This window comes from Longitalea arenae (assembly GCF_016924755.1).
Classification (GTDB): domain Bacteria; phylum Bacteroidota; class Bacteroidia; order Chitinophagales; family Chitinophagaceae; genus Niastella; species Niastella arenae.
This window is the reverse complement of sequence record NZ_JAFFJX010000008.1, coordinates 263,820-275,331: the sequence shown is the minus strand read 5'-3', so window position 1 is coordinate 275,331 and position 11,512 is coordinate 263,820. Positions and strand designations below refer to the sequence as shown.

The window sequence follows — 11,512 nt, the reverse complement described above, 5'->3', positions numbered from 1 at the left end:
AGAATTATGAGTTTAAACCCGGAATATAGCGTTGATATTATTGTATTAGTCAAGTTTAAGGAAAAATATTCCTGGTATTTAAGTGACAAGGAGTACTGGGTGCTTGATTACAATAAATGGGAATCTATATTTGAAAGCTTAGGAGATGATAATACAGAATATGAAGATCATTTGAGGGATAATTTCCAGGTTCTTGATACAGAAAATTGGCCGTCATTTGAAAAGGTAATTAAAGGTTATTTAGTTACCAAGGAACAGTTGAGTGACATGATTATTAAAAATATGCCTATCGAAAGTTGGGAAACAAAAGGACATCTTTTTCCTTCACTATTTATAGACTTTGATAAAAAGGTGCTTTTTTCGTTTTTCCCAGAATATTTAACTTTTGAGGAATTTGTTCCAGATATGTGGGTTGGGAAGTATGAGAACTTTTATGAGTTAATTCCAGATACAGAGAAATACTGGGTAGTAAACGGAGTTGATTACCTCCCTTCGGTTTAGATAAAGGTTTTACCGGTTTTATAAGAAGAATAGCGTAATGGTTGTTGTTGTGAAGATATAATGCAACAACCAGCTGCGCTCCTTTATACGCGAACTGGAGTATACAGCAGCAGGTTCATTAATAAATAAGAATTCCAACGCCAAAGAGAAACCGTGCAAAAACAACAGCCGGAAATTCTTGAATTAAAAAATAAAAAGCCGGGATTAACAGCTGGCCGCAATGGTGAAATTGAAACCGCTCCAAAGGAAATAGCATTAATAAAATTATATAATCGTTTATGAAGCGAATTGTCTTCGTTCTGGCACTTGTGTGCCTCGAAAAGACCCTCCATGCCCAACAACCGTACATCTACACCATCAAAGCCGATAGTGTAAAGATCACCAACAACTGTGATACGGCGGAGCTTGTTATTGAAAACCATACTCAAAATGTGCCGGGCTTTTTGTTCAACAAGGGGCGCGGAAGAACAGAATTTAGAAGAGGACTGCTCAAGTTAACCGATAGTGTTTACATTGTAGGTGGTGATACATTAAGAATGAATCCCTGGCTGCAGGGTGGCAACCGGTTCGGCTCAACCGGTGTGTTGGGAACTCTGGACAACAATCATATCGATTTCTATACAAACAACAGTTTCCGCGGGCGTTTTACGAATACAGGCAATTTCCACATAGGTAATATTGCAGACAACGGCGATAAATTGCAAGTGGCGGGCAACGGCGTAGTAACGATTTCGGCAAATTTGTCGAGACCAAGCGATCGTATAGAAATAGGGCGGGCGATAAATACATGGGATGGACAAAACATTTTATTTCGTACTTCTAACGATAATGGTGCAAAGTATAAGAATATAATGATAGAACGTGATGGTCACATTGGACTAGGAAATAGTAATGTGACATTTTCTTCATGGTGGGTAGGTAATCCTGCGCTACGGATCGCTTCTGATGGACGGGTGTCCATAGCTTCTAATCCTTTCTATTTTGGAAATACAGGAGGACCCTTTAATTCGTCTGCCCTCGTTATGTTGGTATCTGATACCAGTGAATGGCGTGAAGGGGCCGGCAATTACATTAGCAGAAAAAATCATTATTGGTTTGGAACCGTACTAAACGGAGCAGAGGGTGGTAATGTGAGAGCTGATTTAAAAATAAGTGGGCGTGAATTACATTTTATATCCGGAGTTTCAGAAGGTGAAGCAATGCGTGTTACAGAGTCGCAAAATGTAGTAATTGGAACAACTACCGATAATGGTAATCGTTTTCAGGTAATGGGTAACTCCACTCTTGCTGGTGATGTTGCGGTGGGAGGTAATATTGCTCAAGCGGTTAATATGACTGCATTTTTCGGTAATGGACTTTTATTCAATCAGGAAAGTAGTAGAGCCAGGATTTTTTCTGAAAGGGGAATTACGTATCAATCCAATAGTAACAGCGATCAGCATCGTTTTCAAAATAGTATTGGCACCGCATTTACAGGCACACTGGTGACCATCGATCCGGGATATTATCAGCTTTTACCCGATAATCAGTTGGCGTTAAATGTATACGGCAAACAATACACACCCGGTTTAGCGGTAAATATGGTGGGTCGGGTGGGTATTGGCACGCAGACGCCTACAGCTCAATTACATACTACAGGCACTGTTCGCCTCGGTGGTTTGAGTAGCAATAATAGTCTCACCCGTTTTGTAGTGGCCGATGCCAATGGAAACCTCTATTACAGAGAAGAGTCAGGTTCATCTTTTAATGGTTCTTTAAATTCTGACGTGGCAGTCAATGGCCGCATTTCCGCCCAAAAAATGCTTATCACGCAAACCGGCCGCTGGCCCGACTATGTATTCAATAAAGATTATAAACTTCCTGGATTAAATGAAGTGGAAGCTTTTATTAAACAAAATAATCATTTGCCCGGTATTCCTTCAGCTGCAGAGGTGCAGAAAAAAGGCATCGACATTGGTAACAATCAGGCTGCCTTATTGAAGAAAATTGAAGAGTTGACTTTATATTCTATTCAACAGGATAAAGAACTGCAATTGTTAAAACAAGAGATGGCTGAATTGAAAGCATTAATAAAAGAAAAAAGATAATACGACATGTTTATTCAGTAAATACCATTATATGAAAAAAATGCTGTTTTTCCTTATCCTCGGATGCTTCAACAAGGCGCTGCAAGCTCAATACATCTATACTATCAAAGCAGATAGTGTAAAGATTACTAATACCTGCGATACGGCGGAACTGATCATTGAGAACCATACGCAAAATGTGCCGGGCTTCCTGTTCAATAAGGGCAAAGGAAGAACCGAATTCAAAAGAGGCGTAAAGCTAAATGATTCAACATTGGTTTTGGGTAATGATACATTTATGCTTAGAGGGAACACAACCGCCAGCAATGGTTTGAGTATGGGCGGAAAAGATGTGCAACTGGGAGGTCGGTTAATCAAAGATTCTACAGTAATCGACCTGAACTCAAAGAATTTGATTTTCAATTTAGGTTCAGGCTCGAGAAATTTTTTAATAAACACGGCAGATTATGGTTTTGGCATTCAGGGCCCTCGCGGTGGCAACCAAACTTCTTATCCACAGATAAATTTTTATATGAAAGATACTGTTACGCGTCAGGGTGTAGTGTCGTTTAGAAATGATGCCAATATAGACACAAGATGTCTTTTTTTCTCAGCGGGCGATAAATATACGTATGCTATGTATCCGGAAAATGCACCTGGTATGTTTGTGGAAATCAGTGTAGGACAGTATCATCATCATTTTACCCGCTTTTACCGGAATGGGAATGTTGGAATTGGTACTGACAGCTATCGCTTAACCGATAGATTGGCGGTACGGGGAAACGGTTTATTTACCGATACATTGAAACTGCCCAACATCCTTTCCAAATCAGATACTTTCATGTATAAACCGGTTGTAGCCGATGCAAAGGGGAATTTATACAAATTAGAATCATGGCCAGGCTCCTCAACAAGTTCAATGGCTGTAATAAGCGGAGCCAGTACCTCTGATGTTACTGCTGCAATAGGCACTGTTACCAAACTGCCTGATCTTACCGGTACCGGCAGTCACAGCGTTATTCTTCCTGCTGCTTCAGCTTATGCTGGTCAGAAAATATACATCTGGAACAGGAACAGTAGCGCTAACTGGTGGACCTTCTCTTCTTCAATAACCTTACCTGACAATACAACCACCAACTCCATTCCGAATCAAAGCACCATTGAATTGATCAGTGACGGTACTGTATGGCTCAAGTGGAACTAACAGTAAAACGAATACAGATATATTATTATGAAGAAGATCCTTATTGTCATTACCCTGCTTTGCATTGAAAAAGCCCTCTATGCCCAATACATCTACACCATCAAGGCTGATAGTGTAAAGATCACCAACACCTGCGATACAGCAGAACTGATCATCGAGAACCATACGCAAAATGTACCCGGTTTCTTATTTAACAAAGGCCGCGGTAGAACCGAGTTTAGAAGAGTGTCTCAATTCGACGATACCTCTGTAGTGATAGGTGGTGATACCATTCATTTGGGGAGAGGCAATAAAAACTTTGCGAATGCTGATCTGACCTTTACGGGGAACCGGATTCATAATGGTTTATCACATTCCATGAAGCTTACCAATTTTGGTGAGTTGTATTTTAAGTCAAAAACATCGGATGATTTTTATAGCAGTGAAATGAAAATGGATAGCCTGGAAGGCTACAGCCTGATAGTGAAGAATGCAAGTAATCCTGATGTAGTTTATTCTACCAGCCAAACGATGAATATGGAGTATATTGATTTGGATACCAGAAAAACCAGCGGCAATTTTGGAAGTGCCTCTGGTTTATCGTTTAATACTCAACAATTATCTCTTACTACAGGCGATTTTGATATGAGTACAGGCGAAGGATCAACCGTAGGCATCAGCATGGGACTTCTGACTGATTACGATCCCAAGCAAATCGATATTTTCGCTGAAAAAGGACCTATACATATTTATACCAATAATTCTGAAACTAACAAGTCTATTTTTTTGAATTTAAATAAGTCTGATAGCCTGGTAATTGGTTGTGGGGCACCCGGTACCATCAGCCGGTATAGCCAAAACAGTGAGGGATTTTTCTTTAGAAATAATGATAATAAGAATACTAATTTCTTTATAATGCGTCTTCCCGCCTCCACCAGCAGCAGCGACAGCATTCTTGTCGTAGATAACAATGGCCAAATTAAAAAACGCTCCCAATCACCCACCCGCAAAAGCATCACCGTTACCGGCGCTTCCTATACTATACCTGCCGATATTGATGTGGTATTTGTAAACTACGGGGCCGGACAAGCAACTATTTCTTTACCCACCGGTACCCTGGACCGGGAAATAACCATCAAGAACCTTCACACTGCCAATACAGTAATTTTATCTGGTTTAGATACCAATGAGTCGAACAGTATATCTACCCGCGGGGCCATCACCGTTAAATACACCGGTACCTCTTGGGTGGGTATCAGTAAATATTAAACCTGCCGGCATCGTTGTAATCATATAGTAAGTTCAATCAGCGTTTTTGGGGAGCAGCTTTAAACAGCTGTTTCCCCGAAAACATATCATCACTCTAACCGTCACCACTACATATTTTCGCCGATAGTAGCAATACTTCCATTTGGATAAAATGGAAATAATTTCCATAGTTTTGGCAGCTGTTATGGAAAAAAAGATAATCGCCCTGATTGCGCTCGGTTTTTTATTGTTTTTCTTATCCTTTACCTTCAGGAGCAGGAAATCATTAAGTAACATGTTCATGGCCGGTGCATCGGTATTGTTATCGCTTTTGTTGATCGAATTCGGCTACCGCACCATCATTAAAAAAAAGGATTCAACAGATAAAGTCTATCCTTTTAGTCTTTATGTCAATGATTCTTTACTGGGCTACAAATTCAATGGGCCGGCAGTATTTAATGTATTGAACAGCTTCCCCAATGGCGATATCGTTTATAATACCTCCTATACAATCCTCGCGGATACTTCCCGTACTGGTATTCATTTCAACTTTCGCAAAGGCTATAAAAGCAATAACACCAATAAAGAAGTAGTGTTTTTGGGCTGCAGTCTTACTTTTGGACAGGGATTGCCCGATAGCCTGTCGCTGCCTTACCGTTATGGCGCCACGGCTGATATTTCTACGGTAAATAGGGCCTGTATCGGTTATGGTATTCACCAGGTATACCAGTTGTTCAATTCAAAATACAGCCAAATCGATAATCATAGCCGCACCTTCATCTATCCTTTCTTTTACGATCATATTCTGCGCGCCAATGGCGTTTATAGCTGGAATAATGCCGGTCCTTTTTTTGAGGTTCAAGAGGATACCCTCGTCAACCTGGGCCCTGCATACAGGTATAAAGCGCTTAAAGGCGATAAATTGGCTTTCTATGCCAGTTGCTTTGGCGCATTTACCGTCATAAAAGACAATCTCCATCAGATCGCTTACCGGGCAGCGGCTAAAAACCTTTCCCAGGCGGATTATAACCGTTGCTTTCTGATGTTTCAGGAAATGGCCAAAAAGATCAATCGTTCCGGCGGCAGATTGGTAATTTTAAATTGGGCGGACTATAACTGGTTTTATAAACCGCTCAGTGATATCTCAACGGCAAAGATCAACCAGCAATTCGAGATCCTATCGAAGTTGGGCGTGCGGGTGATCCCGGTCGCTTCCATCATTGATCTGAAGGATCAAAAGAATTTTATCCGGGACGATGGCCATCCCTCCGCCGCTGCCAACCAGGCTATTGCCAGCTGGCTGGCTGCCCAAATACCGTGATTTACGCCATGGCTCATAAAAATGAGTAAATCGGTTTATATTTGACCCGCATGACCATATTAGGTATCTCCGCATTTTATCACGATTCAGCCGCTGCTATCATCCAGGATGGGGAAGTGCTCGCTGCCGCCCAGGAGGAACGGTTCACCCGTAAAAAGCAGGATGCTGCTTTTCCGGAAAACGCCATCAAATACTGTCTGCAATATGCCGGCCGGTCAATCAATGATCTGGATGCCGTGGTCTTTTACGAAAAGCCATTTCTGAAATTCGAGCGTTTATTGGAAACCTACTATAACTATGCGCCTAAAGGCTGGCGTTCCTTCCTCACGGCCATGCCCATTTGGGTCAAAGAAAAACTCTTTTTGAAAAAGCTGATCCGCCAAGGCCTTAATGCCATTGAGCCGGTCGATAAAAAGAAACTGAAGCTCCTGTTCCCCGAACATCATCTTTCGCATGCGGCCAGTGCTTTTTTTGTATCGCCATTTGAAAAAGCGGCGATCTTAACCATCGATGGTGTGGGAGAGTGGTGCACCGCTTCCATTTGCCTGGGCGAAGGGAATAAGATCACCATTTTAAAAGAGCTGGATTTTCCGCATTCCTTGGGCTTACTGTATTCTGCTTTTACCTATTTCTGCGGCTTCAAAGTGAATTCGGGGGAATACAAGCTGATGGGGCTGGCGCCTTATGGTGATGCGCGGAGTGAGCAGGTGAAGCAATTTGTGCAATTAATAAAAAGCACATTGATCGATCTGAAAGTAGATGGGTCGGTCTTCCTGAACCAGCACTACTTCAATTATGCGACCGGTTTGCGCATGGTGCCTGATGCCAAATGGGAAAAATTGTTTGGCATCCCAAAGCGTAAGCCTGAATCGGAATTAACCCAGGCTTATTGCAACCTGGCCATGGCCATTCAAATCGTTACCGAAGAAGCTGTATTGAAAATGGCGCAGGAAGCAAAACGACTCACCGGGGCCGATCACCTGTGCATGGCCGGTGGCGTGGCGCTGAACTGCGTGGCCAATGGCAAGATCGATGATGCAAAACTGTTCCAGGAAATATTCATACAACCGGCTGCCGGTGATGCCGGTGGCGCATTGGGCGCGGCCTGTGCCGCATATTATATTTATTTTGACCGCACCCGCAAATTAGATCCCGGCCAACTGGATGCGTTGAAGGGTTCCTTCCTGGGCCCTGAGTATTCAGCTAAGGACCTTGAGGCCATGAGCCGGAAATTTCAGGCGCCGTACAAGCTGGTCGAGGAGGAAGATGCCCTATTGAAGGAAGTGGCGCAACTTATTGCCAATGGCGCTGTCATTGGCTGGCATCAGGGGCGGATGGAGTTTGGTCCCCGGGCGCTTGGGGCCCGCAGCATCCTGGCCGATGCCCGTAACCCGCTAATGCAAAAAAAGGTAAATGAGAAGATCAAATTCAGGGAAAGCTTTCGCCCTTTTGCACCGGTGGTACCGGTGGAAGATGTGTCGAGCTGGTTTGAATTTACAGGTAGTTCACCCTATATGCTGTTGGTAAAACCGGTCAGGAAAAACCGGCAGATCCCTTACCCGGATGATTTCAAAAGCGGCAGCCTCTCAGCTACCCTGTATTATACGCGCAGCGACATTCCCGCCGTTACGCATGTCGATCATTCGGCACGTTTGCAAACCGTGCATAAAACAACCAATGCCCGCTTATGGAAACTGTTGAATATCTTTAAGGCCCAAACCGCTTGTCCGGTGTTGATCAACACCAGTTTCAACGTCCGGGGTGAACCGATAGTTGAAAGTCCGGAAGACGCTTATCGCTGCTTTATGCGCACAGATATGGATTACCTGGTGATCGGGAATTTTATTTTTGACAAACAACTACAACCTGTTTGGCCGGAAAAGGATAACTGGAAACAGGAATTTGTATTGGATTAATTGCTGTATACATGGAATTATTAAGAGACCTTTGGAAATTTATCACCGCCAGGAAAAAGTGGTGGTTATTGCCATTGATAATTATTTTATTGTTGATCGGGGTGCTCATCATCCTTGGTGGAACATCACTTGCTCCTTTCATTTATACATTATTCTGATCAAATATGCGGGTAAAAGCGCTGGAAACAATGTTGGTGCTCGTACTGGCGCAACTGGTATGGTATTATCTGGGGCAGAACCGGTATGTGCTGATAGCTGCTATTGCAACGGCAGGCATCGGCGTATTTTTACCTGCACTGGCCGAAAAAATACATCTCTTGTGGATGAAGCTCGGCGAAACATTGGGCTTTATATCCGGTAAAATTATGCTCACCCTGATCTTCTTCTTTTTTTTAGTGCCTGTTGCGTGGATTGCGGGCCGGTTCCGAAAGCCGGTTTTGAAACTGAAACGCAACGAGGGCAGTCTTTTTAAAAGCCGGAATGAAACGTATACCGCCCAACACCTCGAAGACATGTGGTAAGCTTCCAACGCACCGGTAAAATATCGGTAAGTTCTCGGCCAAAAAGAAAAATTACCCATCTTTTTGTTTCAATTTTGCAATCTGTAAACGGCTTATTCGTCTGCCTTATCAGTTGGGGTAGCTGGGTATTATGCATGTTCTATTGAATTTATCATGTAATAATAACCTGGCTTATGCTACGAACTGTTCTCTTTTGCTGCCATGTATTCGATTATTGCTTTATGTGTTCGGCCGGGCTCTGTTCCGCTTATTTTTTATGCCTTGCAACGAATGATCGTTCGGGCTGACCATAGGACGATAAAAATTTTTAGAAGAAATAGGGGGGAATAGAATCCCCGTTGTCACATATTCTCAAACCACAATTTTTATGATTCGACAGTTGATGCGTTTTTCTCTTGTCCCATTTTTGTTAATGCTATTTGCCATGGGGCCTTTACAGGCACAAACCGGCAAATACACCATTAGCGGCTATGTTAAAGATGAGTCCAGTGGTGAAGTACTGATCAATGCAACCATCACCATGCAGCCTTCCGGCATAGCCGTTATGACAAACTCCTATGGTTATTATTCTGTAACCCTGCCTGCTGGTAAATATACCATGCTGATCTCTTACTCAGGGTTCAAAACGTATCAAAAAGAAATTGAGTTGAAAGCGAATACCACCCAGGAGTTCTCATTAGCCACCGCCGGTAAAGACATGCAGGAGGTGGTGATCACCGGTGAAAAAAGACTGCGCCGGACCAATACCGTTGGTATGGGTATTCAACAACTAAGCGCTGCTCAAATAAAAAAGATCCCCGCCTTTATGGGTGAGCCAGATGTGGTGAAAGCCCTGCTTACCTTACCTGGTGTTACTACTGTGGGCGAGGGTGCTGCTGGTTTTAACGTTCGCGGGGGTAATGTGGATGAAAACCTCATCATCATGGATGAAGCGCCTGTATATAATTCTTCGCACCTGCTTGGCTTTTTCTCGGTCTTCAATCCCGATGCCGTAAAGAATGTGACGATGTACAAAAGCGCTTTTCCCGCCGAATACGGTGGCCGTACATCTTCGGTGCTCGATATCCGCATGAAAGAAGGGAATAACCAGAAATTTGCCGTGAATGGTGGTGTCGGCAATGTGTTCAGCCGTTTGTCGATAGAAGGTCCCCTGCAAAAAGACCGTTCTTCCTTTATCGTAGCTGGCCGCCGTTCTTATATTGATGTTCTGGCCAAGCCCTTCCTGAAAGAAGAAGACCGGAACAGCACCATGTATTTTTATGACCTCACCGCTAAAGTGAACTATGAGCTGAATGAAAAAAATACCATTTACCTCAGCGGTTACTTAGGTCGCGATGTATTTGGTTTTGGCGACCAGGTGAGTTTCAAATGGGGTAACACCACCGGTACTTTCCGCTGGAACCATTTGTTCAACCGCAAATTATTCCTGAACACCAGTGTATATTATTCAAAATACGATTACAGCCTGAATTTTAGTTCTGATGATGAGATCCCACAGGGTTATGACTGGATCTCCAATATTCAAACCTATGGCGTAAAGCCTTCGCTTACCTGGTTTGCAAGCAATAAACATACGATCAAGACCGGTGTGAACGTGATCTATTATGATTTCTACCCTGGCAAAGGAACGGCCACCAGTGAAGGCAATAAAGCGGAAATTGAATTGAAACGCCGCTACGGTTCTGAAATGGCTGCCTTCCTGGAAGATACCTGGAAAATGAATTCGCAATGGCAGTTACAGGCAGGTGTTCGCCTTAACCGCTATGCTTACCTGGGTAAAACCTCTGTATATCATTTCAGGGATACGACCGCCAATATACGCAAGCCGCTTGACCGCGAAGAAATAGTGACCAGCAGAAAACCAGTGAATGACTGGTCCTTTATTGAGCCGCGCGTTTCATTGCGCTATGAAATGAAAAAGAACACCTTCTTCAAAGCTGGTTACAGCCGCAGCACGCAATATATTCACCTGCTTTCGAATACAGCTTCGCCCACGCCGGTTGACCTGTATTTCCCCAGCACCAATAATATCAAACCTTCTTTGACCGATCAGTTCTCTGTTGGCTTCGTTACATTGCCCAGCGGCTGGCCTGTAGAAATTTCGGTAGAAACTTTTTATAAGAAGATGGATGATGTGCTGGATTATATTGATAATGCCAACCTCGATCTGAACCAGCTGGTAGAAGCCGATCTGCTTACCGGCGAAGGAAAAGCCTATGGCGTTGAACTGGAAGTGAAAAAAGAAACCGGTAAATGGCAGGGTTGGGTGAACTACACCTTGTCAAGATCCTTGCGCAGAACAGCCGGCATCAGCAATGACGACTGGTACCTCAGCCGCTATGACCGTCCGCACGTGATCAACAGCTGTGTGATGTATACCTTGAATGATAAATGGCAGTTCTCCGGCAATTTCACCTATGGTTCCGGTACACCTTCTACCTTTCCTGATGTGAAACTGGATATCCAGGGTATGCCGATCCCTTATAACAGTACCGGCAAACGGAACGATTTCAGGTTGCCTGCGTATCACCGGTTAGACGTATCCGCTACCATGAAAGGACGCCAGGGTAAAAAGATGAAGCAGGAGTGGGTATTCGGGATCTATAATTTATATGCACGTCAGAATGCCTACAGTATTTATTTCCAGCAGAACAAAGATGAGCCGCAAAAGAAGGAAGCCATCCGTTTATCCATCATCGGATCACTGATCCCTTCTGTAACCTGGAACTTTAAATTTTAACCGGCCTGCTGTTAAT

General features: G+C 43.5%; 10 protein-coding genes. All 10 read left to right on the top strand.

The genetic code is table 11. The features are described from left to right. The first annotated feature begins 6 nt into the window (after positions 1 to 6). The 10 genes from JT717_RS17525 to JT717_RS17485 all read left to right on the top strand — a co-directional run bounded on the left by JT717_RS17525 (position 7) and on the right by JT717_RS17485 (position 11,496). Positions 7 to 501, top strand: a complete 495-nt coding sequence (locus JT717_RS17525; RefSeq protein ID WP_205511888.1) for a hypothetical protein — start codon at positions 7 to 9, stop codon at positions 499 to 501. A 153-nt stretch (positions 502 to 654) separates the two neighbouring features. Further along, a complete protein-coding gene (locus tag JT717_RS28655) occupies positions 655 to 783 on the top strand; it encodes a hypothetical protein (RefSeq protein ID WP_255553004.1) in 129 nt (42 codons plus the stop codon). Then, the gene (locus JT717_RS17520; protein ID WP_205511885.1) at positions 780 to 2,588 is read left to right on the top strand and encodes a hypothetical protein; all 1,809 of its coding nucleotides are present in this window, start codon (positions 780 to 782) and stop codon (positions 2,586 to 2,588) included. Before JT717_RS28655 ends, JT717_RS17520 begins: the two co-directional genes overlap by 4 nt. Positions 2,589 to 2,619: 31 nt before the next feature. Next, on the top strand, positions 2,620 to 3,771 hold the full coding sequence (locus JT717_RS28425) for a hypothetical protein (RefSeq protein ID WP_240348189.1): 1,152 nt from the start codon (positions 2,620 to 2,622) through the stop codon (positions 3,769 to 3,771). Positions 3,772 to 3,798: 27 nt separating this feature from the next. Continuing rightward, a complete protein-coding gene (locus JT717_RS17510) occupies positions 3,799 to 5,019 on the top strand; it encodes a hypothetical protein (RefSeq protein ID WP_205511883.1) in 1,221 nt (406 codons plus the stop codon). Between the two features lie 184 nt (positions 5,020 to 5,203). Continuing rightward, positions 5,204 to 6,319, top strand: a complete 1,116-nt coding sequence (locus JT717_RS17505) for a hypothetical protein (RefSeq protein WP_205511881.1) — start codon at positions 5,204 to 5,206, stop codon at positions 6,317 to 6,319. 50 nt (positions 6,320 to 6,369) lie between these two features. Further along, entirely contained in the window at positions 6,370 to 8,235 is a 1,866-nt protein-coding gene (locus tag JT717_RS17500) for a carbamoyltransferase family protein (protein ID WP_205511879.1), read from the top strand. Between the two features lie 11 nt (positions 8,236 to 8,246). Continuing rightward, positions 8,247 to 8,393 (top strand): DUF5989 family protein, encoded by a 147-nt coding sequence (locus JT717_RS17495; protein WP_205511875.1) that lies wholly within the window; start codon positions 8,247 to 8,249, stop codon positions 8,391 to 8,393. A 6-nt stretch (positions 8,394 to 8,399) separates the two neighbouring features. Continuing rightward, a complete protein-coding gene (locus JT717_RS17490) occupies positions 8,400 to 8,756 on the top strand; it encodes an SxtJ family membrane protein (protein ID WP_205511873.1) in 357 nt (118 codons plus the stop codon). 367 nt (positions 8,757 to 9,123) lie between these two features. Beyond that, positions 9,124 to 11,496 (top strand): TonB-dependent receptor, encoded by a 2,373-nt coding sequence (locus JT717_RS17485; RefSeq protein ID WP_205511870.1) that lies wholly within the window; start codon positions 9,124 to 9,126, stop codon positions 11,494 to 11,496. Positions 11,497 to 11,512: the final 16 nt, after the last annotated feature.

What these genes read in the sequence shown, in the direction of transcription:
- JT717_RS17485 (WP_205511870.1), top strand. Translation starts at nt 9,124, where the DNA reads ATGATTCGACAGTTGATGCGTTTTTCTCTTGTCCCATTTTTGTTAATG.
- JT717_RS28425 (WP_240348189.1), top strand. Translation starts at nt 2,620, where the DNA reads ATGAAAAAAATGCTGTTTTTCCTTATCCTCGGATGCTTCAACAAGGCG.
- JT717_RS17510 (WP_205511883.1), top strand. Translation starts at nt 3,799, where the DNA reads ATGAAGAAGATCCTTATTGTCATTACCCTGCTTTGCATTGAAAAAGCC.
- JT717_RS17490 (WP_205511873.1), top strand. Translation starts at nt 8,400, where the DNA reads ATGCGGGTAAAAGCGCTGGAAACAATGTTGGTGCTCGTACTGGCGCAA.
- JT717_RS17525 (WP_205511888.1), top strand. Translation starts at nt 7, where the DNA reads ATGAGTTTAAACCCGGAATATAGCGTTGATATTATTGTATTAGTCAAG.
- JT717_RS17495 (WP_205511875.1), top strand. Translation starts at nt 8,247, where the DNA reads ATGGAATTATTAAGAGACCTTTGGAAATTTATCACCGCCAGGAAAAAG.
- JT717_RS17520 (WP_205511885.1), top strand. Translation starts at nt 780, where the DNA reads ATGAAGCGAATTGTCTTCGTTCTGGCACTTGTGTGCCTCGAAAAGACC.
- JT717_RS17500 (WP_205511879.1), top strand. Translation starts at nt 6,370, where the DNA reads ATGACCATATTAGGTATCTCCGCATTTTATCACGATTCAGCCGCTGCT.
- JT717_RS17505 (WP_205511881.1), top strand. Translation starts at nt 5,204, where the DNA reads ATGGAAAAAAAGATAATCGCCCTGATTGCGCTCGGTTTTTTATTGTTT.